This is a genomic window from Nocardioides sp. Z22_16, from assembly GCF_058134365.1.
Window position 1 is genome coordinate 27,185 of sequence record NZ_JBYTTI010000006.1, and the last position, 25,009, is coordinate 52,193.

General features: G+C 72.6%; 26 protein-coding genes. 18 read left to right on the forward strand and 8 right to left on the reverse strand.

From position 1 onward, the window contains the following. Window positions 1–3 precede the first annotated feature (3 nt). The 5 genes from AC3X7R_RS18310 to hemW all read left to right on the forward strand — a co-directional run bounded on the left by AC3X7R_RS18310 (window position 4) and on the right by hemW (window position 6,399). Window positions 4–924: an aminoglycoside phosphotransferase family protein gene (locus AC3X7R_RS18310; RefSeq protein ID WP_489967124.1), complete on the forward strand. Its 921-nt coding sequence runs from the start codon at window positions 4–6 to the stop codon at window positions 922–924. A gap of 11 nt (window positions 925–935) precedes the next feature. Next, window positions 936–1,583 (forward strand): MOSC domain-containing protein, encoded by a 648-nt coding sequence (locus AC3X7R_RS18315; protein ID WP_489967125.1) that lies wholly within the window; start codon window positions 936–938, stop codon window positions 1,581–1,583. A gap of 33 nt (window positions 1,584–1,616) precedes the next feature. After that, complete coding sequence (locus AC3X7R_RS18320; RefSeq protein WP_489967126.1) at window positions 1,617–3,083, forward strand: peptide MFS transporter; 1,467 nt, start codon at window positions 1,617–1,619, stop codon at window positions 3,081–3,083. A 161-nt stretch (window positions 3,084–3,244) separates the two neighbouring features. After that, on the forward strand, window positions 3,245–5,065 hold the full coding sequence (locus AC3X7R_RS18325) for an AMP-dependent synthetase/ligase (RefSeq protein WP_489967127.1): 1,821 nt from the start codon (window positions 3,245–3,247) through the stop codon (window positions 5,063–5,065). A gap of 113 nt (window positions 5,066–5,178) precedes the next feature. After that, window positions 5,179–6,399, forward strand: coding sequence for a radical SAM family heme chaperone HemW (gene hemW, locus AC3X7R_RS18330; RefSeq protein ID WP_489967128.1), 1,221 nt, complete (start codon window positions 5,179–5,181; stop codon window positions 6,397–6,399). A 12-nt stretch (window positions 6,400–6,411) separates the two neighbouring features. Here hemW and AC3X7R_RS18335 read toward each other — a convergent pair whose 3' ends face one another. The 3 genes from AC3X7R_RS18335 to AC3X7R_RS18345 all read right to left on the reverse strand — a co-directional run bounded on the left by AC3X7R_RS18335 (window position 6,412) and on the right by AC3X7R_RS18345 (window position 8,431). Further along, window positions 6,412–7,266: a DUF3097 domain-containing protein gene (locus tag AC3X7R_RS18335; RefSeq protein ID WP_489967129.1), complete on the reverse strand. Its 855-nt coding sequence runs from the start codon at window positions 7,264–7,266 to the stop codon at window positions 6,412–6,414. Between the two features lie 59 nt (window positions 7,267–7,325). Next, entirely contained in the window at window positions 7,326–7,601 is a 276-nt protein-coding gene (locus AC3X7R_RS18340) for a hypothetical protein (RefSeq protein WP_489967130.1), read from the reverse strand. A gap of 68 nt (window positions 7,602–7,669) precedes the next feature. Beyond that, window positions 7,670–8,431 (reverse strand): MBL fold metallo-hydrolase, encoded by a 762-nt coding sequence (locus AC3X7R_RS18345; protein ID WP_489967131.1) that lies wholly within the window; start codon window positions 8,429–8,431, stop codon window positions 7,670–7,672. A 96-nt stretch (window positions 8,432–8,527) separates the two neighbouring features. Between AC3X7R_RS18345 and hrcA the strand changes: the two genes are divergently transcribed. Genes hrcA through AC3X7R_RS18360 form a run of 3 tightly spaced genes read left to right on the forward strand, consistent with a single transcriptional unit; the run spans window position 8,528 to window position 11,525 of the window. After that, the gene (gene hrcA, locus AC3X7R_RS18350) at window positions 8,528–9,559 is read left to right on the forward strand and encodes a heat-inducible transcriptional repressor HrcA (protein ID WP_489967132.1); all 1,032 of its coding nucleotides are present in this window, start codon (window positions 8,528–8,530) and stop codon (window positions 9,557–9,559) included. A 46-nt stretch (window positions 9,560–9,605) separates the two neighbouring features. Then, window positions 9,606–10,778 (forward strand): molecular chaperone DnaJ, encoded by a 1,173-nt coding sequence (gene dnaJ, locus AC3X7R_RS18355; protein WP_489967133.1) that lies wholly within the window; start codon window positions 9,606–9,608, stop codon window positions 10,776–10,778. 9 nt (window positions 10,779–10,787) lie between these two features. After that, entirely contained in the window at window positions 10,788–11,525 is a 738-nt protein-coding gene (locus AC3X7R_RS18360) for a 16S rRNA (uracil(1498)-N(3))-methyltransferase (protein WP_489967134.1), read from the forward strand. A gap of 28 nt (window positions 11,526–11,553) precedes the next feature. Here the strand turns inward: AC3X7R_RS18360 and AC3X7R_RS18365 are convergent, their stop codons facing one another. The 3 genes from AC3X7R_RS18365 to AC3X7R_RS18375 are packed head-to-tail and all read right to left on the reverse strand — an operon-like array spanning window position 11,554 to window position 14,128. Continuing rightward, complete coding sequence (locus tag AC3X7R_RS18365; protein ID WP_489967135.1) at window positions 11,554–12,504, reverse strand: Gmad2 immunoglobulin-like domain-containing protein; 951 nt, start codon at window positions 12,502–12,504, stop codon at window positions 11,554–11,556. Then, window positions 12,501–13,607: a Gmad2 immunoglobulin-like domain-containing protein gene (locus AC3X7R_RS18370; protein ID WP_489967136.1), complete on the reverse strand. Its 1,107-nt coding sequence runs from the start codon at window positions 13,605–13,607 to the stop codon at window positions 12,501–12,503. Before AC3X7R_RS18370 ends, AC3X7R_RS18365 begins: the two co-directional genes overlap by 4 nt. After that, entirely contained in the window at window positions 13,604–14,128 is a 525-nt protein-coding gene (locus AC3X7R_RS18375; protein ID WP_489967137.1) for a SigE family RNA polymerase sigma factor, read from the reverse strand. Before AC3X7R_RS18375 ends, AC3X7R_RS18370 begins: the two co-directional genes overlap by 4 nt. A gap of 156 nt (window positions 14,129–14,284) precedes the next feature. On the opposite strand from AC3X7R_RS18375, the gene AC3X7R_RS18380 reads away from it, so the two are divergent. The 10 genes from AC3X7R_RS18380 (at window position 14,285) to era (ending at window position 23,580) form a co-directional block, all read left to right on the forward strand. Then, on the forward strand, window positions 14,285–14,653 hold the full coding sequence (locus AC3X7R_RS18380; protein WP_489967138.1) for an HIT domain-containing protein: 369 nt from the start codon (window positions 14,285–14,287) through the stop codon (window positions 14,651–14,653). Next, complete coding sequence (locus AC3X7R_RS18385; protein WP_489967139.1) at window positions 14,650–15,846, forward strand: hypothetical protein; 1,197 nt, start codon at window positions 14,650–14,652, stop codon at window positions 15,844–15,846. The genes AC3X7R_RS18380 and AC3X7R_RS18385 overlap by 4 nt, the downstream gene beginning before the upstream one ends. Window positions 15,847–15,951: 105 nt before the next feature. Next, window positions 15,952–16,962: a PhoH family protein gene (locus AC3X7R_RS18390; protein ID WP_489967140.1), complete on the forward strand. Its 1,011-nt coding sequence runs from the start codon at window positions 15,952–15,954 to the stop codon at window positions 16,960–16,962. Continuing rightward, window positions 16,959–17,420, forward strand: a complete 462-nt coding sequence (gene ybeY, locus AC3X7R_RS18395; protein ID WP_489967141.1) for an rRNA maturation RNase YbeY — start codon at window positions 16,959–16,961, stop codon at window positions 17,418–17,420. The genes AC3X7R_RS18390 and ybeY overlap by 4 nt, the downstream gene beginning before the upstream one ends. A 28-nt stretch (window positions 17,421–17,448) precedes the next feature. Continuing rightward, entirely contained in the window at window positions 17,449–18,786 is a 1,338-nt protein-coding gene (locus tag AC3X7R_RS18400) for a hemolysin family protein (RefSeq protein ID WP_489967142.1), read from the forward strand. Beyond that, entirely contained in the window at window positions 18,767–19,153 is a 387-nt protein-coding gene (locus tag AC3X7R_RS18405; RefSeq protein ID WP_489967143.1) for a cytidine deaminase, read from the forward strand. The genes AC3X7R_RS18400 and AC3X7R_RS18405 overlap by 20 nt, the downstream gene beginning before the upstream one ends. Before the next feature lie 60 nt (window positions 19,154–19,213). After that, complete coding sequence (locus tag AC3X7R_RS18410) at window positions 19,214–20,584, forward strand: FAD-binding oxidoreductase (protein WP_489967144.1); 1,371 nt, start codon at window positions 19,214–19,216, stop codon at window positions 20,582–20,584. Further along, complete coding sequence (locus AC3X7R_RS18415; protein ID WP_489967145.1) at window positions 20,581–21,864, forward strand: class I SAM-dependent methyltransferase; 1,284 nt, start codon at window positions 20,581–20,583, stop codon at window positions 21,862–21,864. Before AC3X7R_RS18410 ends, AC3X7R_RS18415 begins: the two co-directional genes overlap by 4 nt. Window positions 21,865–21,877: 13 nt before the next feature. Continuing rightward, the gene (locus AC3X7R_RS18420) at window positions 21,878–22,654 is read left to right on the forward strand and encodes a siderophore-interacting protein (RefSeq protein ID WP_489967146.1); all 777 of its coding nucleotides are present in this window, start codon (window positions 21,878–21,880) and stop codon (window positions 22,652–22,654) included. Further along, window positions 22,651–23,580 carry a GTPase Era gene (era, locus tag AC3X7R_RS18425; RefSeq protein WP_489967147.1) on the forward strand — a complete coding sequence of 310 codons (930 nt, stop codon included), beginning with the start codon at window positions 22,651–22,653 and terminating at the stop codon, window positions 23,578–23,580. The genes AC3X7R_RS18420 and era overlap by 4 nt, the downstream gene beginning before the upstream one ends. Before the next feature lie 11 nt (window positions 23,581–23,591). Here era and AC3X7R_RS18430 read toward each other — a convergent pair whose 3' ends face one another. Both AC3X7R_RS18430 and AC3X7R_RS18435 read right to left on the reverse strand, forming a co-directional pair. Next, entirely contained in the window at window positions 23,592–24,422 is an 831-nt protein-coding gene (locus AC3X7R_RS18430) for a septum formation family protein (RefSeq protein WP_489967148.1), read from the reverse strand. Next, window positions 24,419–24,904 carry a flavodoxin family protein gene (locus AC3X7R_RS18435; protein ID WP_489967149.1) on the reverse strand — a complete coding sequence of 162 codons (486 nt, stop codon included), beginning with the start codon at window positions 24,902–24,904 and terminating at the stop codon, window positions 24,419–24,421. Before AC3X7R_RS18435 ends, AC3X7R_RS18430 begins: the two co-directional genes overlap by 4 nt. Window positions 24,905–25,009: the final 105 nt, after the last annotated feature.

Here is a 25,009-nt window from a genome sequence, read left to right on the forward strand (position 1 = left end):
GCCGTGACCCAGCGTGGCGTGGTCCGGGTCCCGGACGGGCTCGAGGCCCGCCGCGCCCTGGGCGAGCCGTGGGCCTCCTGGCTGGACGCGCTGCCCCGGCTGGCCAGCGAGGTCGTCGCCGAGTGGGGCCTGAGCCACGACGGGGTCGCCCAGCACGGGTGGTGCTCCTTGGTGCTCCCCGTGCGGGACCCGGAGGGGGAGCGGCGCGTCCTCAAACTCGGGCTGCCCGACGAGGAGTCCCGCCACGAGTCGCTGGCGCTTCAGCGCTGGTCGGGTGAGGGTGCGGTCCGACTCGTCCGGGCCGACCCGGCGCGCCGGGCGATGCTGCTGGAGCGGCTCGGGCCCGAGAGCCTGGAGAACGTCTGGGACGTGGCGGCCTGCGAGATCGTGGGTGAGCGCTACGCCCGCCTGCACCTGCCCGCGCCGCCCCAGGTCGGCCTGCTGGCGTCCAGCGTGGCGAGGTGGACCGAGGCGCTCGCCCGGCTGGGGCCCGGAGTGCCGCTGCCTCGGCGCCTCGTCGAGCAGGCCGTCTCGCTGGGGCGGGACCTCGTCTCCGACGACGCCTCCCCGGCCCGGCTGCTCCACACCGACCTGCACTACGCCAACGTGCTCGCCGGCACCCGTGAGCCCTGGCTGGTGATCGCCCCCAAGCCGCTGGCGGGCGACCCGCACTACGAGGTGGCGCCGCTGCTGTGGAACCGCTGGGAGGAGCTGGCCGGAGACGTGCGCGCCGGGGTTCGCCGCCGCTTCCACGCCGTGGTGGACGCGGCGGGGTTCGACGAGGAGCGCGCGCGGGACTGGGTGGTGGTCCGGATGCTGCACAATGCCCTGGGGTGCGTGTCGGACGATCCGGACCTGGCGCGGCGTGGGACCCGGGAGCAGGTCACCACCTGCGTCGCGGTAGCCAAGGCCGTGCAGGACTGAGAGGGGGGCGGGTGGAAGCGCAGGTGCTGGCGGTCAACGTCGGCCGGCCCGAGACCGGCCCCTGGACGGGGCGCGTCGGGCGCAGCGCCATCCGCAAGCTGCCCGTGGAAGGTCCGGTGATGGCGCGCCGGACGGGTATGGCGGGTGACTCGGTCTGTGACCGCAAGTTCCACGGCGGCCCGGACAAGGCCGTCTACGCGTTCGCCCGCGAGGACCTCGACCACTGGCAGCACGAGCTCGGCCGGCCCGTTCCCGATGGGCAGTTCGGCGAGAACCTCACCACCTCCGGGATCGACCTGAACGCCGCGCTCCTCGGTGAGCGCTGGCGGGTGGGGGCGGCTCTCGTCGAGGTGTCGACGGTGCGGACACCCTGCCGGGTCTTCGCGAGCTGGATGGGGCTGACCGGCTTCGACGACACCTCGTGGGCCAAGCGCTTCACCGCGCACGGGCGGCCCGGCGCCTACCTGCGGGTGCTGGAGGAGGGCGCGGTCGAGCGCGGCGACGGCCTCACCGTGGTGCACCGGCCCGACCACGGCGTCACCATCGGGTTGGCCTTCCGGGCCGTCACCACCGAGCGTGCGCTGCTGCCGGAGCTGCTGGTGGTCGACGACCTGGCCGAGGAGCTGCGGCGCAAGGCGGGCACCCACCACGCCCGCTGATCCGGGTGGTCGGGCGGAGGTACCCTTGAATGAGTGAGCACACCTCGCCCTGGAACCACACGGGAGAGCCGCGACGACTCGTTCTTCGGTCAGCCGCGGGTCCTGGCCAACCTCTTCGGAGTCGAGCTGTGGGAGCGGTTCAGCTTCTACGGCATGCAGGGGATCCTGCTGATCTACCTCTACTTCAGCGTCGCCGACGGCGGGCTGGGGCTCGACCGTGGGGTGGCGGCCGGAATCGTCGGCGCCTACGGGGGATCGGTCTACCTCGCCACCATCCTCGGTGCCTGGCTCGCCGACCGGCTCCTCGGTGCCGAGCGGACGCTGTTCTACGCCGCGGTCCTGGTGATGGCAGGCCACGTGGCCCTCGCGTTGCTTCCCGGGCTGGTGGGCGTCGGGGTGGGCCTGATCCTGATCGCGCTCGGCAGCGGCGGCGTCAAGGCCAACGCCACGTCGCTGGTGGGCTCGCTCTACGGCGAGCACGACGAGCGCCGGGACGCCGGGTTCTCCATCTTCTACATGGGGATCAACATCGGTGCCCTGGTGGGACCGCTGCTGACCGGGGTGCTCCAGAAGGAGTGGGGCTTCCACTTCGGCTTCGGCCTGGCCGCCATCGGGATGGCCTTCGGGCTCCTGCAGTACGCCCGGGGTCGCGGCCGGCTGCCCGCCGAGACCCACCACGTCCCCAACCCGCTGCCGCCCGGCCGCCTCCCGCGCTACCTGGTGGCCGGCGTCGTGGTCCTGGCCCTGGTCGGCGTCCTGGCCGCTGCCGGGGTGATCACCGCCGACCGGCTGGACGACCTGGTCATCGGCGTCACCCTGGTCTCCACCCTCGCCCTGTTCGCCCTGATGCTCCTCGACCGGTCGGTGGCGGGGGCGGAGCGGAGCCGGGTGCTCGCGATGATCCCGCTGTTCGTCTGCAGCGCGGTCTTCTGGTCGCTCTACCAGCAGCAGTTCACCGTGGTGACGATCTACGCCGACGACCGGTTGAACCGCGACCTGTTCGGCTGGGAGATGCCGATCTCGTGGGTGCAGTCGATCAATCCCGTCTTCATCATCGCGCTGGCCGGCGTCTTCGCGGCCCTGTGGACCCGGTTGGGCGCCCGGGCCCCCAGCACGCCCGTCAAGTTCGGCCTCGCCGCGGTGGTGATGGGCGTGGCCTTCCTCGCGTTCCTCGCGATGCCCCAGGGCGAGGCCGCGGCGCCCCTGCTCGGCCTGGTCGGCATCCTGCTGCTCTTCACGGTCGCGGAGCTGCTCATCTCGCCCGTCGGCCTCTCGGTCTCCACCAAGCTGGCACCAGCGAAGTACCGCACCCAGATGGTGGCGCTGTTCTTCCTCTCGGTGGCGCTGGGGACGGCGATCTCCGGCACGCTGGCCGGCTACTACGACCCCGAGGACGAGACCGGCTTCTTCCTCGTCATCGGGGCGGTCTCCGTAGGCGTCGGGCTGGCCGTCCTCGCGGCCAAGAGCCCCATCCAGCGCCTGATGGCCGGGGTGCGCTGAACACCGGACCCGCGGCAGGGCCGGCGACCACCCCCGGAAGGCGAAACGCCCAAAACGTCTCCAAACGGGGCATACGGCTACCGGTGAGTCACTTAGTGATCTACGTTACTTCCAAGCAGTCAGCCGGCGTATGCACGCGCCACGAACGAAGTCAGGGAGAAATGCCGAACAACGACACCAGCTTCATGGCGCACATGCACCCCAATGTCGCGGTCCAGTTCTACGACCGCGTCGCGAAGTCGCCAGAGCGCGAGGCGTTCCGGTACCCGACCAAGTCGGAGGCATGGGAGTCGGTCACCTGGGCCCAGGCTGGAGAGATCGTCCGCAACCTCGCCGGAGGACTGCTCTCGCTGGGTATCCAGCCGGAGATGCGCGTCGGCATCGCGTCGAGCACCCGGTACGAGTGGGTCCTCGCCGACCTGGCCATCATGTGCGCCGCCGGCGCGACCACCACGGTCTACCCGACCACCGGCGAGGAGGACACCTCCTACATCCTCTCCGACTCCGAGAGCCGGCTCGTCTTCGCCGAGGACGACGTCCAGATCGCCAAGCTGGTCAACCGCAAGTCCGAGCTGCCCTACGTGGCCAAGGTGATCACCTTCGAGGGCAAGACCGACGGCGACTGGGTGATCAACCTGGACGACCTCTCGGCCCTGGGCGAGGCCTACCTGGCCGCCAACCCCGGCGTGCTGGAGTCCAAGGCCGAGGCGATCCGCCCCGACCAGCTGGCGACCCTGATCTACACCTCCGGCACCACGGGTCGCCCCAAGGGCGTGCGGCTCCGCCACGAGTCGTGGGTCTACGAAGGCAGCGCCATCGCCTCCCTGGGCATCCTCAGCGAGGACGACCTGCAGTTCCTCTGGCTCCCGATGGCTCACTCCTTCGGCAAGGTCCTGCTCTCGACGCAGATGGCGTGCGGCTTCCCGACCGCCATCGACGGCCGGGTCGACAAGATCGTGGAGAACCTCGGGATCGTGAAGCCCACCTTCATGGGTGCGGCGCCCCGGATCTTCGAGAAGGCCCACGGCAAGATCGTCACCATGCAGGCCGCCGAGGGCGGAGCCAAGGAGAAGATCTTCAAGAAGGCCTTCGAGGTCGGCATCGAGGTCGACCGCCTCCAGCGCGAGGGCCGCTCCGTCCCCTTCGCCCTCGGCGTGAAGCACAAGGTGCTGGACAAGCTGGTCTTCTCCAAGATCCGCGACCGCTTCGGCGGACGGGTGCGCTTCTTCATCTCGGGCGCGGCCGCGCTCAACCAGGACATCGCCGAGTGGTTCGGCGCGGCGGGCATCAAGATCCTCGAGGGCTACGGCCTCACCGAGACCTCCGCCGGCACCTTCGTCAACCACCCCGACCAGAACAAGTTCGGCACGGTCGGGCCTCCCTTCCCGGGCACCGAGGTCAAGCTGGGCGACAACGACGAGGTGCTGATCAAGGGCCCCGGCGTGATGGAGGGCTACCACAACCTCCCCGAGGAGACCGCGAAGGCGCTCACCCCCGACGGCTGGCTGCACACCGGCGACAAGGGATCGCTCGACGAGGACGGGCACCTCAAGATCACCGGCCGGATCAAGGAGCTCTTCAAGACCTCCGGCGGCAAGTACATCGCCCCGCCGGCGATCGAGTCGAAGTTCAAGGCCGTCTGCCCCTACGCCAGCCAGTTCATGGTCTTCGGGGCCGAGCGCAACTACTGCGTCGCGCTGGTCACCCTCGACCCGGACGCCATGGTGACCTGGGCCGAGGAGAACGGCATGGCCGGCGCCTCCTACACCGAGGTCGTGCGCAGCGCGCAGGTCAAGGAGATGGTCCAGGGGTACGTCGACGAGATGAACTCCCAGCTCAACCGCTGGGAGACCATCAAGAAGTGGGAGCTGCTCGACCACGACCTGACCGTGGAGTCCGGGGAGCTGACCCCGTCCATGAAGGTCAAGCGCAACGTCGTCGAGGGCAACTACAGCGACCTGATCGAGAAGATGTACGTCTGATCCTCGACCGGCGCGGCTGCGCCACCGAGGAGACGACGAGCAGGGCCCCGCGGCGACGTGGGGCCCTGCTCCGCGTTTCCGCCACGGCACGAGCCCCGTGGTGAGATGGGTACGTGCCATCTGCGCTACCAGCCGGGGACCCGGCTCCCGAGGACGGGTCGCTCCCGCCCGCCGCCCTGGAGGGCGCCCGGAGCCGCCCCCTCGCGCTCTACCTGCACGTGCCCTTCTGCCGGGTGCGTTGCGGCTACTGCGACTTCAACACCTACACCCCCTCCGAGCTGGGGGACGTGGGTGGCACCTCGATGGCGTCGTACGCCCAGCAGGCGGTCGCTGAGATCAGGCTGGCGCGGCAGGTGCTCGGCGAGGCCGCCCGCGAGGTCAGCACCGTCTTCGTGGGGGGCGGTACGCCGACCCTGCTCCCGCCGGACGACCTCGCGACGATGCTCGGGTCCGTCCGCGCGGAGCTCGGGCTGGCCTCCGATGCGGAGGTGACCACCGAGGCCAACCCCGACAGCGTCACCGCCGAGGGGCTCGCCCGGCTGCGGGAGGCGGGCTTCACCCGGGTCTCCTTCGGGATGCAGTCCGCCGTCGCGCACGTGCTCGCCACCCTGGACCGGACCCACGACCCGGCCCGGGTCCCGCTCGCGGTCGAGTGGGCGCGGGCGGCGGGCTTCGAGGAGGTCAGCCTCGACCTCATCTATGGGACGCCGGGGGAGAGCCTGGCCGACTGGGAGCACTCCCTCGAGGCGGCGCTCGCCTCGGCCCCCGACCACGTCTCGGCGTACTCGCTGATCGTGGAGCCGGGCACGGCGCTGGCGCGGAGGGTCAGACGCGGCGAGCTGCCGATGCCGGACGACGACGACCTCGCCGACAAGTACCTGAGGGCCGACGAGCGGCTCAGCGCGTCCGGGCTGGAGTGGTACGAGGTCTCCAACTGGGCGCGCCGCCCCGAGAGCCGGTGTCTGCACAACCTCCTCTACTGGCGCGGCGCCGACTGGTGGGGGGTCGGGCCGGGCGCCCACTCGCACGTCGGCGGCGTCCGCTGGTGGAACGTCAAGCACCCCGCCGCCTACGCGACCAGGCTCGCGGCCGGGCTGAGCCCGGCCCACGGGCGGGAGGTGCTCTCCGCGGCGGACCGGCACGTGGAGCGGGTCCTGCTCGAGGTGCGGCTGCGGGAGGGGCTCTCGCTGGAGGTGCTCGCCGACCGCGAGCGGGCGGCCGTGCCCGACGTGGTCGCCCGGGGGCTCGCGGTGGAGTCCGGGGGCCGTCTGGTGCTCACCCGGCACGGACGGCTGCTGGCCGATGCCGTGGTGCGCGACCTGCTGGTCGACTGAGACAGCCGCGACTCAGGGGGCGGTGACGAAGTCGATCAGCTCCTCCACCCGGCCCAGCAGGGCGGGGTCGAGATCCTGGAAGCCGCGCACGCCACCGAGGATGTGCTTCCAGGCCCGCGCGATGTCGGCCTGGTCCCGGTGCGGCCAGCCCAGCTGCTGGCAGGTGCCCTTCTTCCAGTCGATCGAGCGCGGCACGTCGGGCCAGCGGGTGAAGCCGAGCCGCTCCGGCTTGACGGCCTGCCAGACGTCGATGAACGGGTGCCCCACGATCAGGACGTGCTTGCCCACCGGCGAGCGCATGATCCCCTGCGCGATCCGGCTCTCCTTGGAGCCCGGCACCAGGTGGTCGACCAGCACGCCGACGCGGCGCTCGGGTCCGGGCTTGAAGTCCTTGAGGTGGTCGGCGAGGTCGTCCACGCCGCCGAGGAACTCCACCACCACGCCCTCGATGCGCAGGTCGTCGCCCCACACCTTCTCGACGAGCTCGGCGTCGTGCCGGCCCTCCACGAAGATGCGGCTCTGTCGGGCGACCCGCGCCTTGGCCCCGTGGACCGCCACCGAGCCCGAGGCGGTCCGGGTGGCCTTGGCCGGGGCGGCTCGCTGGACCGGCGGGGTGAGCACCACCGGGGCCCCCTCGAGCAGGAACCCCGGCCCCATCGGGAAGGTCCGCCGCTTGCGGCGCCGGTCCTCGAGGGTCACCGTCCGCAGGTCGCGGTCCATGGCGACGATCTCCCCGCACCACTCGGTGGTGACCTCCTCGACCACGAGGCCGAGCTCGGCGGCTCGCTCCTGGGCGCGGCCCCGCTTGGGGGCGCGCCAGTCGCCGGAGAGGACGTCGGAACCGTAGCGGTCGGTGGGGGAAGGCACCGGACCACGCTAGGACGCCGGATGCCCGACCCGGGTGAGGACGCGCGGAGCCTGGCGAATCAGCCCTCCGCGATCCCCGCCTGACCCTGGTCGGTGTCCCCCTCGTCGAGGAGACCGAGCTCCTCCTGCGACTTGGTGCTCGGGTCGTCAGGGTCCAGGGGCTCGGCGAGCGGGTTGTCCTCGCCCGGGGTGAGGTCGTCGGGCAGCTGCTCGTCGGAGATGCCGGCGACGGAGCGGTCCTGCGGGGCGGCGTCGTCCGAGCCGTGGTCCGCGTCGGCCTCGCTGGTGGTGCTCTGCGCCTGGGGCAGGTCGGTGGGGTCCTGGGAGTCGGTCATGGGGTGGGCGTACCCGGGGGTGAGGGCGATCACACCCCCGGTGCAGCCCTGCGGCCCTCCCCGCCGCCTCACACGAGGGGCAGCTGGCGCTGGGCCCTGGGCAGCTGGTCGTAGGCGCGGTCCACCGCAGGCGCGATGCGCTCGGGCGGGAACGGCCAGGAGGCGGCGGCGAGTGCCTCGGCGCGCGGCACCCCACGGCCCACCAGGTCGCGGAGGGTCTCGGCGACCGTCCCGATGTCGCCGCGCTGCTGCTCGACGAAGTCGCGCCCCACCGGGGCGCCGTGGCCGGGGATGACGACGGTGGTGGGCGTGGCGAGACCCAGCACCAGGTCGAGCGCGAGGGGCCACTCCATCGGCCAGGAGTCGTCGCCGTACCAGGGGGCGGTGGCCTCCACGACGAGGTCGCCGACCACCAGGACGTCGGCCTCGGCGACCCGGACCACGAGGTCGCCCCCGGTGTGCGCCCGGCCGGGGTGGAAGACCTCGACCGCGCGGTCGCCGAGCTCCACGACGTGGACGGAGGAGAACGTGCGGGTCACGTCGGGCACGTCGGCGTCCTCGTGGGCGACGACCGCAGCCTCGGGGAAGGCGGCGAGGAAGGCCCCGTTGCCGCCGATGTGGTCGACGTGGTCGTGGGTGTTCACCACGGCGACCACCTCCCCGACTCCCAGGCGCCGGACCTGCTCGACCAGCTCGCGCCCAGCCTCCTCGGACTCCCGGGTGTCGACGACCAACGCCCCCAGGGCGCCCCCGACCACTGTGACGTTGACGTCGTGGGCGGCGTAGCGTGCCACCCAGACCCGGTCCGCGACCTGCTGGAACTCCGGCATGCCCGCGAGCCTAGCCCGCGTCCCCTCGCCTAGTAGACTTGGCACTCGCCGGTCTGGAGTGCCAGACCGATCCCGACGACCTGAACGGAGGAGCCCATGTCGGAGGACCGCAAGCTCGCCGTTCTGCGCGCGATCGTGGAGGACTACGTCGCCACCGAGGAGCCGGTCGGCTCGAAGGCGCTGGTGGAGCGTCACGGACTGGGGGTCTCCCCGGCCACCGTGCGCAACGACATGGCCGCCCTCGAGGACGAGGGCTTCATCCACCAGCCCCACACCAGTGCCGGCCGGGTGCCCACGGACAAGGGGTACCGCCTCTTCGTCGACCGGCTCAGCACGGTCAAGCCGATGTCCGGCGCCGAGCGGCGGGCGATCGCCTCGTTCCTGGACGGGGCGGTCGATCTCGACGACGTGGTCCAGCGCTCCGTGCGGACGCTCTCCCAGCTGACCCGCCAGGTGGCGGTGGTGCAGTACCCGACGCTCACCCGGAGCACGGTGCGCCACGTGGAGGTCGTCATGCTGGCCCCGGGTCGCCTGCTCGTGGTGCTGATCCTCTCCACCGGACGCGTCGAGCAGCGGCTGGTCGAGCTTCCCCAGGAGTCCGGCGAGGTCGAGGACGAGCGCCTCGGCGACCTGCGCAACCGGATAGGCCGCGCGACCTCCGGACGGCGCATCGCCGAGGCCACCAGCGCCCTGTCGGCCCTGGTGGACGAGGTCCCCGAGCCTGACTCCGCCCTGACCCGCGCCGTCGTGGAGACGCTCACCGAGGCGATGTCGGACCACCGGCGCGACGAGCGGGTGGCGGTCGGCGGTGCCGCCAACCTGGCTCGCTTCGGACAGGACTTCGACACCACCGTGCGTCCGCTGCTGGAGGCCCTGGAGGAGCAGGTCGTCCTGATGAAGCTCCTGGGCGAGGCCGCCGACGCCGGCGCCGTGACGGTCCGGATCGGTCGCGAGGGCCCCTACACCGAGCTCGCGGGGACCAGCGTCGTGGCCACCGGCTACGGGCCGGGCCAGGACGCGCTCGCGAGCCTGGGCATCGTCGGCCCCACCCGCATGGACTACCCCGGCACCATGGCGGCGGTCCGCGCCGTCGCCCGTTACGTCTCCCGCATCCTCGACGAGACCTGAGCGGTCTCCCCACCCCTCCAAGACCCCTCCAAGACGAAGGACGAAGTTGAGCCAGGACCTCTACGAGTTGCTCGGTGTCCCCAGGGACGCCGATGCCGACACGATCAAGAAGGCCTACCGCCGGCTGGCCCGCCAGCTCCACCCGGACGTCAACCCGGACCCGGAGACCCAGGAGCGGTTCAAGGAGGTGACGGGCGCCTACGAGGTGCTGTCCGACCCCCAGAAGCGGGCTCACTACGACCGCGGCGGCGACCCCTTCGGCGGGGCGGGCGGGTTCGGCCAGGGGGCCGGATTCTCCTTCACCGACATCATGGACGCCTTCTTCGGGGGCCAGGGCCCCGGCGCCGCAGCCGCCGGCGGCGGGCGCGGTCCCCGTCCCCGCACGCGCCGCGGCCAGGACGCGCTGATCGCGCTCGAGGTCGAGCTGGCCGAGGCGGCGTTCGGCGTCACCAAGGAGATCAAGGTCGACACGGCCGTGGTCTGCACCGCCTGTCAGGGTGAGGGCACCGCCCCGGGCACCCACCCCCAGACCTGCGAGACCTGCCGGGGCGCGGGCGAGGTCGCCCAGGTGCAGCGCTCCTTCCTGGGCGAGATCCGGACCCTGCGCCCGTGTGCCGCGTGCCGCGGGTTCGGGTCGATCATCGCCGACCCCTGTCGGGAGTGTGCCGGCGACGGACGTGTGCGATCGCGTCGGACCCTCACGGTCAAGATCCCGCCCGGCGTGGACGACGGCACCCGCGTGCAGCTGGCGCACGAGGGGGAGGTCGGGCCGGGCGGAGGGCCGGCCGGCGACCTCTACGTCGAGATCCGGGTGGCCCAGCACCCCACCTTCATCCGCAACGGCAACGACCTGCACTGCACGGTCGCGCTCCCGATGACCGCGGCCGCCCTCGGCACCACGCTCACCCTCTCCCTGCTCGAGGCCGACCTCGCCGAGGACGACGGCTCGGAGCGCTCGCTCGAGCTCGAGGTGCGTCCCGGGACCCAGTCCGGCACCGAGCAGGTGCTGAAGGGCCGTGGGGTCCCGGGCCTGCGCGGCGGACGCGGCGACCTGGTGGTCACCATCGTGGTGGAGACCCCGACCCGGCTCGACCACCGGCAGGTGGAGCTGCTCCGCGAGCTGGCGGAGCTGCGCGGGGAGGAGTCTCCCGAGGGCACGGTCCGTGCCTCCGGGAAGTCCGTCTTCGGTCGCCTGCGCGACGCGTTCCACGGCGGCTGAGCGGACGCCGTGTCGCTGCCGGTGCACTGGGTGCCCTCCCTGGCGCTCGCACGTCCCGGGGACGTCGTGGACGTCGAGGGGGACGAGGCGCACCACGCCGTCGCCGTCCGCCGGTTGCGGGTCGGCGAGCGGGTCGCCCTCACCGACGGCCGCGGCACCCGGGTCGCCGGCGAGGTGACCGCGACCGCGAAGCGGCTGCTCTCGGTGGAGGTGGCCGAGGTGGAGCGGGCGGAGCGGCCCGCGCCGTCGTTCACCGTGGTCCAGGCGCTGCCGAAGGGCGAACGGGGTGAGCTGGCGGTCGAGGTCCTCACCGAGGTCGGCGTGGACCGCCTCGTGCCCTGGGCCGCCTCGCGCAGCGTGGCGGTCTGGCGAGGGGAGCGGGCGGCCCGCTCGCACGCACGCTGGGCGAGCACCGCCCACGAGGCCGCCAAGCAGGCCCGCCGGTCCTGGTTCCCCGAGGTCGCTCCGCTGAGCTCCACCGCGGAGGTGTGCGCCCTGCTCGGCGCCGCCGACCTCGCCGTGGTGCTCCACGAGGACGCCACCACGCCGGTCTCCGCACTCGAGGTGCCTGCCGGAGAGGTGGCTCTGGTGGTCGGCCCCGAGGGCGGCGTCTCGCCCGAGGAGCTCGCCGCCTTCGAGGCCGCGGGCGCCCGGCCGGTGCGGCTGGGTCGGGAGGTGCTCCGCACCTCGACCGCCGGCGTCGTCGCCGTGGGGGCGCTGATGGCACGGACGGCGCGCTGGGCCTGAGTGGCTGTCCCGCGCGGTCCGTCAGGCGTCAGCGGAGCTCGATCTCCTTGCTGTCGGTGGTCGGCCCCGGACCCTCGCCGTCCGAGACGTCCCCGGTGGTGGCCACGAAGGTGTAGCGACCGGGCGCGAGGCCGGAGACGTCGATCTCCTCGGTCTGCCACGGGTAGAGCCGGTCCATCCATCCCTCGGCGGTGGCGAAGCCTTCCAGCACGACCTCGTCACCCTGCCGCAGCTCCCACGGCACGGTGGCCTCGAAGGCGCTGGCGATTCCGCTGGCGCGGAAGGAGCCCTGCACGACGGCGTCCTGCTCGGGCGCGGTGACGCTGACGAGCGCCAGCACGTCGAGCGGGGCGTCGTTGCGGACGCCGTCCGCGGTCTCCACGCCGAAGAGGGTGGTGGGGGCGCCGCCCAGGGTGACCACCACCGGCACCCGCTCCTGCACGGCCGCCTGCGCGGTGTGCACCAGCTGCTGGACGGCGAGGCGCGCCTGACGGGCGGTCATCCCGTCCGGTCGGTCGACCCACGCGTCGTCGGCCAGCTCGGCGACGATCCGCCCGGCGTCCCGGTCGTGGACCACCGAGGCGAAGGAGCCCTGCGGGAAGAGGGAGCGGTAGTCGGGGTCGAGCGCGTCGCCGGTGGTGAGCAGCGCGACCGCCGCACCAAGGACGTCGCCGGAGGAGACTGCACGGAACTCGCGGTAGAGGCGCGGCCCCTGCGGGGTCTCGCCGACCAGGTACGCGGCGACCGTGCTGCGTCCGGCGCCCGTCGCGGTGGGCGTGCTCGTCGCAGCGGCCGCACCCGGAGCGGTGGGGCTCGACGAGTCCTCGGGGGAGGGCGACGGCCCGCTCGCGGAGCCGGAGGTGTCGGCGCCCGGCGTGCCGCCGGTGGCCGTGGTGTCGGCGTCGCCGCAGCCGCCCAGGGCGAGCAGACACCCCAGGACCAGGGCCGCGGAGCCGGGAGCGGGGGAGCGGTGCCTCATCGGATCGTGAACTCCTTCGTGTCGGTCATCGCGCCGGACCCCTCGGTGCCGGCGGTGGGGTCGTCGGTGGTGGCCCAGACCGTGTAGTCGCCCGGTGGCAGGTTGCTCACGTCGATCTCCTCCTCGAAGGGGTAGAGCCGGTCCTCCATCCAGCCCGTCGCCGCGGGGCCGCTGAGCAGGACCCTCTCACCCTGCCGGATCTCCCAGTACACGGAGGCCTCGAAGCTGTTGGCCACGCCGGAGAGCCGGAGGGTCGTCTCCACGACCTGCCCCTGCTCCGGAGTCGTCAGGTTGAGGTGGTTGAGCATCTCCAGCGTCGAGCCCCGGCTCACCGGCCCCTCCAGCGGGACGCCGAGCAGCCGGGGCGCCTCCACCCATCCGGGCAGGGAGAACCGCACCGGTGCGCTGGACTGGCTCACGCCCTGCAGGGTGCGGACCACCTGCTCGACCGCGGCCCTGGCCTCCTGGTCCGACATCCCCGGGGGGCGGTCGAGGACCTTCTCGGAGACGGTGACTCCGAACGAACCGTCGTCGCCGATCCCGTCGAAGCTGGACCCGAGCAGCGAGCCCTCGGGCCAGGCGGTGCGGTAGTCGGGGTCGAGGGCGGGACCCGTGAGCAGGGCGAGCGCGTCGCCGAGCCGTCGTGCGGGCTCGCCCTCGCGGAACTCGCGGACCAGCCGGACCCCGGCCCGCTCGGTGTCCACCAGGTAGTAGATCGGCAGCGCCATCGTCCGGCGACCGGGGGAGCCGGTGGGCATCTCGGTCGCGCTCTCGACCGGGGGAGCGGTCTCCGGAGCGGTCGGGGAGACAGTCGGGGAGGCAGTCGGGGAAGGAGCCGGTGGGGAGGCCGGCGCGACGGTCTCCTCCGTCGGCCCGTCGAGGAAGCCGCCCAACGCGACGACGCCGGCGACCACGGCGGCCACCGAGGCGGCGCCCGCCAGGGTCAGGGGCCAGGTGCGCCGGGCGTCTCCCGGCCGGTGGCCCGCCGTGCGGGCCCGGATGCTCGGAAGGCGGTCCGTGGGCTCAACGTCCGCGGCGGCAGCGGTCAGCAGCCGCCGCAGCTCGGCGTCGTGCTGGCGCGGGTGCTCGTGCTCGTGGGTCATGCCTGCTCCTCGACGAAGGGCTCGAGCAGCTCCCGGAGCGCGGCGCTGCCGCGGGAGGCGTGGCTCTTCACCGCGCCCCTGGAGATGCCGAGGGTGGAGGCGATCTCCGCCTCCGAGAGCTGCAGGTAGTGACGGAGCACCAGGACCTCCCGCTGCCGTCCGGGCAGGGCTGCGAGCGCCTCGAGCACGGCGGCGCGCTCGGAGAGCCGTTCCGCGCGGGAGCCGAGCACGTCGGGCGCGGTCACCGGAGCCGCCTCACGGTGGGCGTGGCGAGCGCGGACCACCCGGTGCCGCAGCGCCGACCTCGACCCGTTCACCACGCTGCGCCGCAGGTAGGCCGGTGCGGCGCCCTGGTCGCGGATCCGGTCCCAGTGACGGTGCATCGCGACGAAGGCGTCCTGGACCACCTCCTCGGCGGTGCCCTGGTCGCGGACCAGCAGGGTGGAGAGACGGACCAACGCGTGCCAGTGGTGGGCGTACAGGTGCTCCAGCGCCTCGTCGGCGTCCAGGGGCCGGCTCACGGGGTGCACCGCCCGGCAGGGGAGAGCAGCATCGGTCGTCACGCTAGTGGGACGCGCACCGCAGCCGCGGGGTTTACCCGGCGCGCCGCACGGACCGTGTCTCCCCTGCTGAGCGGAGGCGAGACAGCTCTCTGTCTCCCGTGGGAGAGTCCTGCCATGAGCTCCTCGAGTGATCCCGGCCACACCGCCGACTGCTTGTTCTGCCGGCTCGTGGCGGGCGACGTGCCGGCCGAGGTGCTGGAGGCCTCCGACCGGTCCGTGGCCTTCCGGGACGTCAATCCCCAGGCCCCCACCCACGTCCTGGTGGTGCCCCGTGCCCACCACGTGAACGCCGTGGCGCTGGCCACCCAGGACCCCGACGGCCTCGCCGACCTCGTGCGGGTGGCCGACGCGGTGGCCGAGGCCGACGGACTGGCCGGCGACTACCGCCTGGTCTTCAACACCGGGGCCGGGGCCGGCCAGACGGTCTTCCACACCCATCTGCACGTCCTCGGCGGGCGCCCGATGAACTGGCCGCCCGGATGAGGCGCCGACTGGCGTCGCTGGCCGCGCTGGCGCTCTCGCTGACGATGCTGGCCGCCTGCGCTGAGGAGGACGCCCCCGACGCGGGCAGGACGACCGATCAGCTCGTCGAGCCGAGCGACGGCGCCACCGCTTCCGACGACCATCACCAGGGCGCCGAGGCGGTCGCGGCGAAGAAGCTGCGTCAGGGCGAGCGGCGGGTCACGGTCTCCATGGACGAGACCTACACGCCCTCGTCCCCGACCGGCAAGGGCACCGACGACTACCGGTGCTTCCTCATCGACCCCGGCCTGGAGAAGCCCGCGTTCCTGACCGGCACCCACGTGCTGCCGGGCAACCCCGAGGTCGTGCACCACGTGATCCTCTTCAAGGTGGACCCGCAGGACGTGCCGCGCGCCGAGGACCTGGACGCCGCGGAGGACGGGCCCGGATGGACCTGCTTCGGCGGGTCGGGCCTGCAGGCGCCCGCCGACCAGCTCACCGACGCGGGGTGGCTCGCGGCGTGGGCGCCCGGTGGGCAGGAGTCGGTGACCAAGCCGGATCACGGGGTGCGCCTCGAGAAGGGCACCCGGGTGATCATGCAGGTGCACTACAACCTGCTGGCCGGTTCCCAGCCCGACGTGAGCGCCACCCAGCTGCGGCTCAAGCCGGTCTCCACCGCGATGACCGGGCTCCAGACGGTGCTGCTGCCGGCGCCGGTGGAGATGCCCTGCCGACCCGAGTTCTCCGAGAGCCGGTTCTGCGACCGCGGCGTCTCCCTGCTGGACCTGCGCAACCGCATCGGTCCCGACGGCGACCGGACCGCCAACCTGCTCCATCTCCTCTGTGGGGACGAGTGGGTGGCCGGTGAGCGCACCGAGTGCGTGCGGACCTTCCAGGAGCCGATGACCGTCCACGGCGTGGCCGGTCACATGCACCTGCTGGGCAAGGAGATCAAGATCGAGGTCAACCCGGGGACGCCACGTGCCCGGACGATCCTCGACATCCCGGTCTGGGACTTCGACGACCAGGGCGGGATACCGATCGACCCCGTCAAGATCGCCCCGGGCGACGAGGTCAAGGTCAGCTGTCGGCACAGCCAGGAGCTCCGCGACAGGCTTCCGTCGTTCGAGGGACAGCCCGACAGGTACGTGGTGTGGGGCGACGGGACCACCGACGAGATGTGCCTGGGCATGATGACGGTCAGCAAGCCCTGACCGGACCGTGTGCCCTCGGGGGAAAGTGACTGGGGTCGGCTCCCACGACCGGCGTAGCATGGGGGCGCCAACCCGCCGTCCCGAAAGGCCGCCCCCCGGGGATTCATGACTGACACTCCGCTCATCACCAAGCACACCGTCGTGGTGCCCAACAGCATCAACATGGTCAGCGTCCTGGGGCCCGGGGACGAGCACCTCGCTCTCATCGAGGAGTCGTTCGACACCGACGTCCACGTCCGGGGCAACCGGGTGACCTTCCACGGGGACGCCGCCGAGATCGCGCTGGCCGAGCGGCTCCTGGACGAGGTGGTCGCGATCCTGCGCACCGGTCAGGGAGTGACGACCGAGACCATCGAGCGCATCGTCTCGATGCTGCGACAAGAGACCACCGAGCGACCCGCCGACGTGCTCTCGCTCAACATCCTCTCCAACCGCGGCCGCACGATCCGCCCCAAGACGCTCAACCAGAAGCGCTACGTCGACTCGATCGACAAGCACACGATCAGCTTCGGGATCGGGCCCGCCGGCACCGGCAAGACCTACCTGGCGATGGCCAAGGCGGTCCAGGCACTGCAGACCAAGGCGGTCACGCGGATCATCCTGACCAGGCCGGCGGTGGAGGCCGGCGAGCGGCTGGGCTACCTCCCCGGCACGCTGAGCGAGAAGATCGACCCCTACCTGCGGCCGCTCTACGACGCCCTGCACGACATGATCGACCCCGAGACGATCCCCAAGCTGCTGGCGGCGGGGACGATCGAGGTGGCGCCGCTGGCCTACATGAGGGGCCGGACCCTCAATGACGCGTTCATCATCCTCGACGAGGCCCAGAACACCTCGCCCGAGCAGATGAAGATGTTCCTGACCCGCCTCGGGTTCGGCTCCAAGATCGTGGTGACCGGCGACGTCACGCAGGTCGACCTGCCCGGCGGGGTGAAGTCGGGCCTCAAGGTGGTGGAGAGCATCCTGACCGGTGTCGAGGACGTCGTCTTCAACCGGCTCACCAGCCACGACGTCGTGCGTCACCGGCTGGTCGGCAAGATCGTCGCGGCCTACGACGAGTTCGACGCCCGCGCGGAGATCGCGCCGCACTCGCCCACCAAGGAGCGTCGCTCGTGACGATCGAGATCCTGAACGAGTCCGGTCACGAGCTCGACGTCCAGCGACTGGCCTCCCTGAGCCGCTTCGTCATGGACAGCATGCGGGTGCACCCCATGGCCGAGCTCTGCATCAAGGCCGTGGACGAGCCCACGATCGCCGAGCTCAACGAGAAGTGGATGGAGAAGGAGGGCCCGACCGATGTGCTCGCCTTCCCGATGGACGAGCTCCGGCCGGGCCTGGTCGACGAGGAGCCCGAGGAGGGCGTCCTCGGCGACCTGGTGCTCTGCCCCGCGGTGGCCGAGCGACAGGGTGAGACGGCCGGCCACGGGACGGCGGCCGAGATCGAGCTGCTCACCGTGCACGGGATCCTCCACCTGCTGGGCTACGACCACGCCGAGCCCGACGAGCACAAGGTGATGTTCGACCTGCAGGCCGACCTCCTTGATCGCTGGCGCGCCGCGCCCGTCGACCGGTGAGCGCCGTCTGGCTGACGGAGGGCGTGCGGTGACCGAGCTCGGATGGGTGGTGGGGGCCGCCGCGATGGTCTGCCTGGCCGGTGTCTTCTCGGCGGCCGACGCGGCCCTGAGCGGGTTCTCCCGGGCGCGCGCGGAGGAGCTGCTCGCCGAGGGCCGGACCCGGGCCCGGCGGGTGCTTCAGATCCTCGACGACTCGCCGCGCTACCTCAACACGGTGCTGATGCTGCGGCTGCTCTTCGAGGTCGGCGCGATCGTCGTGGTCACCCTGCTCCTGCACGACCTCTGGGAGGGGGAGTGGTGGCCGACCCTGCTCTCCGCCCTCGGGACGATGCTCCTGGTCTCCTTCGTCGTCATCGGCGTCGCCCCACGGACGCTGGGGCGTCAGCACCACGTCACGGTGGGGCTCGCCCTGGCTGGGCCGGTCGTGATGATCACCAGGATCCTGGGGCCGGTGCCCCAGCTGCTGATCCTGCTGGGCAACGCGATCACCCCGGGCCGTGGGTTCCGTCGCGGCCCCTTCTCCACCGAGACCGAGCTCCGCGAGCTCGTCGACATGGCCGAGGCGTCGGCGGTGATCGAGGAGGGGGAGCGCAAGATGATCCACTCCGTCTTCCAGCTCGGCGACACGATCGTCCGGGAGGTGATGGTGCCGCGCCCGGACATCGTCTACCTGGAGCGCCACAAGAACCTCCGTCAGGCGATGTCCCTCTTCCTGCGCAGCGGCTACTCGCGGGTGCCGGTGATCGAGGAGAACCTCGACGACATCGTGGGCATGGCCTACTTCAAGGACATCGTCCGGCGCGACTTCGAGGACCCCGACGTGGAGACCACCCAGCGCATCGACGAGCTGATGCGCCCGGTCTACCACGTGCCCGACTCCAAGCCCGTCGACGCGCTGCTCGCGGAGATGCAGGCCTCCCGCCAGCACATCGCGGTGGTCATCGACGAGTACGGCGGCACCGCCGGCCTGGTCACGATCGAGGACGTGCTCGAGGAGATCGTGGGCGAGATCACCGACGAGTACGACGAGGCCGAGGTGCAGGTCGAGACCACGCCGCACGGCACCCGGGTCTCCTCCCGCTTCCCGGTCGGCGACCTCGGCGAGGTCTTCGGGATCCACGTGATCGACGACGACGTGGACACGGTGCGGGGGCTGATGGCCAAGCACCTGGGCAAGGTCCCGATCCCGGGATCGACGGTGGAGGTGCACGGGCTGCGCTTCGAGGCGGAGGGCCCCTCCGGGCGGCGGAACAAGGTGGGGACCGTGCTGGTCAGCCGGGTGGACGACCGGCGGCACGGCGACAACGACGAGGCGACCGTGGAGGTCGGGACGGAGGCGGGAGCCGATGGGCGCGAACGGCAGTGACCAGGGCGGGCTGGAGCCCGAGGACGCCAAGCTGGTGACCCTGGCCCGTGCCACCCGGGCCCGGGTCGGCGCCTCCCAGGGGGCCGCGGTGCGCGACACCGACGGCCGGACCTACGCGGCCGCCAGCGTGGAGCTGCGGTCGCTGCGGCTCAGCGCGCTGCAGGTCGCGGTCGCCATGGCCCACTCCTCGGGCTCGCGCGGCCTGGAGGCCGCCGTCCTGCTCGGAGCCGACGCCCTGGCCGAGGAGGATCGGGCGGTGCTGGTCGAGTTCGCCTCGCCCGAGGTCGTCGTCCACCTCGGAGACATCCGGGGCACGGTGAGCGCCAGCGGCGCCGCGGCGGAGCTGGGAGCGTCGCCAGGCGCCTGAGCCGGTGGGGCCGTGGTCAGGGGGTCGCGCGCGGCGCCCGGCCGCCCTAGCCTGTCGTAGGTGAGCCTTCTCGTGGCTCCCTCCGAGGGGCGCAGGCACCAGGCCGCGGTCGACCGACTGCGGGCCTCCTGGCGGGCCCTGGCCCCGGATGCCCCGGTGCGGCTGCGCAAGAGGACGACGAACCTCTTCCGTCCACGGGTCGGCGCCTCGCAGGGGCTCGACGTCTCCGGCCTGGACGGCGTCCTCGCGGTGGATCCCGCGAGCATGACCGCCCAGGTGCAGGGCATGTGCACCTACGAGCGGCTGACCGCCGCGACGCTGCCCCACGGGCTGGCGCCGCTGGTGGTGCCCCAGCTGCGCACCATCACGCTGGGCGGCGCGGTGAGCGGCCTCGGCATCGAGGCGACCAGCTTCCGCAACGGCCTGCCACACGAGTCGGTGAGGGAGATGGACGTCCTCACCGGGGCCGGAGAGATCGTCACGGTCCGTCCGGGGGACGACCTCTTCGACGCCTTCCCCAACTCCTACGGCTCGCTCGGCTACGCCACCCGCCTCGAGATCGAGCTCGAGCCGGTGGGCGGGTTCGTCGCCCTGCGACACTGCCGGTTCCACTCCGCGGACGAGGTCGCGGCGGCCGTGGCGGAGGTGGTGAGCAGCCGGCGGTGGCAGGGCGAGCGGGTGGACGCCATGGACGGCGTCGCCTTCGCGCCGGGAGACCTGCGGCTCACGCTCGCTCGCTACGACGCGGAGCCCGGCCCCACCTCGGACTACACGCGCGGGTCCATCTACTACCAGTCCGTGCGGAGCCGCTCGACCGATCTCCTCACCGCTCACGACTACCTGTGGCGCTGGGACACCGACTGGTTCTGGTGCTCGTCCGCGTTCGGCCTGGAGCGGCCCTGGGTGCGCCGGCTCTGGCCCCACCGCCTGCGCCGCTCGGACGTCTACCAGCGACTCGTCGCCCTGGACCGCCGCTACGGACTGGTGGACCGGCTGGACCGCCGGGCGGGGCGCCCGGCCCGGGAGCGCGTGGTCCAGGACGTCGAGGTCCCGCTCGAGCGCCTCGGGGAGTTCCTCGGCTGGTTCGACGCCGAGGTCGGCATGCGGCCGGTCTGGCTCTGCCCGCTGCGCCTCCGCTCGCCGCGCCCCTGGCCGACCTACCCGCTGCGACCTGGCACGACCTACGTCAACCTCGGCTTCTGGGGGACCGTCCCTGTCGGGCCGCGGGCCGGCGAGGCCCCGGTCAACCGTGCCGTGGAGCGGGCGGTCGCGGAGCTCGGCGGTCACAAGTCCCTCTACTCCGAGGCGTTCTACGACCGCGAGACGTTCGACAGCCTCTACGGCGGCGAGGTGCTCGCCGCCGTGAAGGCCAGGTACGACCCAGATGATCGGCTCACCCCCCTGTATGACAAGGCGGTACGACGACGATGACTGCGACCCTGCCCCGCACCCTGACGATCGCCGAGGCGGTCGAGTCGCTGATGCGCGACGAGATCCCCTTGAGGTTCACCGCCTACGACGGCAGCGCGACCGGGCCTGCGGACTCGCCGGTGGCCGTCCACCTGCGCTCCGAGCGCGGACTCTCCTACCTCCTCACGGCGCCCGGAGACCTCGGCCTGGCCCGGGCCTACGTCGCCGGGGATCTCGAGATGGAGGGCGTCCACCCCGGCGACCCCTACGAGCTGCTCGCGCTGCTGCTGGACCGCACCAGGTTCCGCGTCCCGGGGGCGACCGAGACGATGGCCCTGCTGCGCTCGCTCGGGGTCGCCCACCTGGTGCCGCCCAAGCCGCCGCCGGAGGAGCACCTGCCCAGGTGGCGCCGGGCCGTCGAGGGGCTCCGGCACACGAAGGCTCGCGACGCCGCCGTGATCGAGCACCACTACGACGTCTCCAACCGCTACTACGAGATGGTCCTCGGGCCCTCGATGACCTACACCTGCGCCCTCTACCCGCACGGGGCGGCGTCGCTGGAGGAGGCCCAGGCGGCCAAGCACGAGCTGGTGGCCAGCAAGCTGGGGCTCAGCGCCGGCCAGCGGCTGCTCGACACCGGGTGCGGATGGGGCGGGATGGCCATGCACGCCGCCCGCGAGCACGGCGTGAGCGTCCTTGCGGTGACCCTCTCGGCACAGCAGGCGTCCTGGGCCCGCGCCCGGGTGGAGGAGGCCGGTCTGGGCCACCTCGTGGAGGTGCGCCACCAGGACTACCGCGAAATCTCCGAGACGGGCTTCGACGCGATCTCCTCCATCGGCCTGACCGAGCACATCGGCGTGCGCAACTACCCGGCCTACTTCCGGCACCTGCGCGACCGCCTCCGGCCGGGCGGCCGGCTGCTCAACCACTGCATCACCCGGCCGCACAACCGGCGCGCCGAGACGGGAGCCTTCATCGACCGCTACGTCTTCCCCGACGGCGAGCTGACGGGGGCGGGACGCATCGTCACCGAGGCGCAGAACGCGGGCCTGGAGCTGCAGCACGTGGAGAACCTGCGCGAGCACTACGCCCTGACCCTGCGCGACTGGTGCGCCAACCTGTGCGATCACTGGGACGAGTGCGTGGCCGAGGCCGGTATCGGGACCGCCCGGGTGTGGGGGCTCTACATGGCCGGGTCCCGGCTCGGCTTCGAGCGCAACACCGTCGAGCTGCACCAGGCGCTGCTCACCCGCACCGAGCCCGGCGCGCCAGGGGGATTGGGGTTGGGATCGCACTGGTGACTAGCCTGAGCGGGTGAGCACCCGCGCCGAGCACTACACCGCCCAGGTGCTGCGCCGTGAGCAGCTCTCGCCGCACCTGGTCCGACTCGTGCTGGGCGGCCCGGGGCTGGCCGGCTTCGACACCACCGGGATCCCCGACGAGTGGATCGGCCTGGTGGTCCCCGGACAGTTCCAGAGCCGCTACTACACCGTCCGCTCCTGGGACGGCGCCGAGCTGGTGCTCGACGTGGTGGTGCACGAGACGGGTCTGGTCACCGAGTGGGCGCGGGGCGACTGCGCGGGCGACACCGTCTCGGTCACCCAGCCGAAGGCCTCCTTCGCCCCGCCGCCGACCGCGCGGTGGCTGGTGCTGGCCGGCGATCTCACCGCGCTGCCCGCGATGGCGCGGATCGCCGAGTCGCGCCCGGACCTGAAGACCTACGTCCTCGCGGAGGTCTCCGACGACCTGGCCGGCTACCTGCCCGGTCACGTGCACGCCACCTGGCTGGCCCCGCCGGCCGAGGGCCAGAGCCGTCTCGCGGCCGTGGTGGAGTCGCTGGAGTGGCCCCCGGGCGAGGGCTACTTCTGGATGGCGGGGGAGTCCGCCCAGATGCGGGCGATCCGCAAGCACCTCATGCGGGTGGTGCGGATGCCGTCGAGCCACTACGACGTGATGGGCTACTGGCGGGCGACCACCGGGCGCCAGCCGAGGTCCGTGGACCCAGGACCGATCCACCGCGCGGGGATCGCCGCCGGCAAGAGCGACGACGAGATCTGGGCGGACTACGACGCCGCCCGGGAGGACACATGAACCAGCCCGCAGAGCCCCACCGCAGCGGCTTCGTGTCGTTCGTCGGACGTCCCAACGCGGGGAAGTCGACGCTCACCAACGCCCTGGTGGGAAGCAAGGTGGTGATCACCTCCTCCAAGCCGCAGACGACGCGGACCGTGGTGCGGGGGATCGTGCACCGCCCGGACGCCCAGCTGATCCTGGTGGACACCCCCGGTCTGCACCGGCCTCGCACCCTGCTCGGTGAGCGCCTCAACGATCTGGTCAAGACGACCTGGGCCGAGGTGGACGTGGTGGCGGTCTGCTTCCCGGCCAACGAGAAGATTGGGCCCGGCGACCGGTTCATCGTCAAGGAGCTCGGCAAGGTGCGCCGCACCGTCAAGGTCGCCATCGCCACCAAGACCGATCTCGCGACCCCCGAGCAGATCGGTGAGCACCTGCTCTCCATCCAGGCCCTGGGCGAGGAGACGGGCACCGAGTGGGCGGAGATCGTGCCGGTCTCGGCGCTCGCCGGCAGCCAGGTCGGCCTTCTCGCCGACCTGCTCGTCGGGCTCCTCCCCGAGGGCCCCCAGCTCTACCCCGACGGCGACCTGACCGACGCCCTGGAGGAGATCCTGGTGGCGGAGCTGATCCGGGAGGCGGCGCTGGAGGGCGTGCGCGACGAGCTCCCGCACTCGATCGCGGTGACGGTCGAGGAGATGAACCTGCGGGAGGACCGTCCCGAGGACAAGCCGCTGCTGGACATCCACGCCAACCTCTACGTCGAGCGGGACTCCCAGAAGGGGATCATGATCGGGCACAAGGGCGCCCGCCTGCGCGACGTCGGCCGGGCCGCCAGGCTCCAGATCGAGGCACTGCTCGGCACGCCGGTCTACCTGGACCTGCACGTGAAGATCGCGAAGGACTGGCAGCGCGACCCCAGGCAGCTGCGCAAGCTCGGGTTCTAGAGCGGCGGTGCCTAGTCGGTGACGGCGGTCCAGCAGAGGCCGTGGTGCCGACCCGCCCGCCACTGCTCGCGGGTGGGGCGCTCCTCGGTCCAGGAGAAGTCCAGGGGGTCCGCTGCCCGCTCCCGCGCCGCCTCCGTGCACGGGCCGTTCATCAGGTCCGCCGTCCGCTCGAGCCCGGGGTAGGGGCCGCTTCCCAGGTCGACGCTGGCGACCGCTCGCCAGGTGTGCCGACGCGAGCAGGCGACCCGCCGGAAGTCGCGGGTGCCCGGCTCCGCCGTCGCGCAGGTGGAGAACGCGTCGCGCCGCGCCGGGTCGTCGAGGATCCCCGCCAGGGCGGCGGGGGCGGGGAGCGGGAGCAGGGACCTGTCGGGTCCGGGGAGGACCACGTCGCACCGCAGCCATCTGGCGCCGCGCTCGGCCTCCTCCACCGTCGGGGTGAACCAGACCGTCGTCAGCATCGTGAGGCGGTAGGCCTCCTCGGTACCGCCGAGGTGCTCGCGCAGCCGGCGCGGACAGGTCTCGGCCGCCTGCCGCTGGATCCGGGGGGCGTCGACCCGCAGCCGGCGTCCCCGGTGGCGCAGGTCCAGCTTCCCGACGTGGAACGTCACCGCGGTGTGCTTGCGCCGGCAGGGCACGGCGGGCCGGTCGACGACCGCGGCCAGCGCGTCGCGATGGCGCAGGCGGTAGCACCTCCCGACGCGCGGCGGCTTCGGCCGGCCCTCCTCGGCGGCGGTCCCGGCGTCCGCCGAGGGCTCGGGGGCGGCAGGCCCCGAGGCGCCTCCCAGTGAGCAGGCGGAGAGGAGCAGCAGCAGGCAGAGCGCCGCCAGCACCGGCCTGGTCATCCAGTCTCCACCAGGGCCGCCACGGTGGCACCCAGCTCGTAGGCCGCCCTCAGCTCGGGCTCCCGCACGTCTCCGACCACCTCCAGCACCGGTGCCGCCTGCCGCCAGGGCAGGGCCTGCGCCAGGGAGAGCACCGAGCGCGTCGCCCCGGTGGTGTCGTACCGGCCGTGGACCCACAGGCCGAACGGACGCTTCCCCGCGCCCGACGGCCCGGCCTGTCCATCGGCGGCGAGGGCGCCGCCGGCCTCGAGGAAGATGGTGTCGAAGAAGTGCTTGAGCGCGCCGCTCATGTAGCCGAAGTTCGCGGGCGTCCCCAGCACGAGGCCGTCGGCGGCCAGGACGTCGGCGGCGCTCGCCTCCAGCGCCGGCCGCACGACCACCTCGACGTCGAGTGCCTCGTCGCGGGTCCCCGCCAGCACTGCCTCGCCGAGGGCTCGGACCGACGGGGTGGGGGTGTGGTGGACGACCAGGAGGGTGGGCACCCCGCCACCCTAGGACGGCCGGGGGCGCCGAGGGTGCGCAGTCCCGGCACGACCGGGACGTCGATGGGCTAGAGTGGCTCCGCCATGACGCGTTCCCTCCTCCTT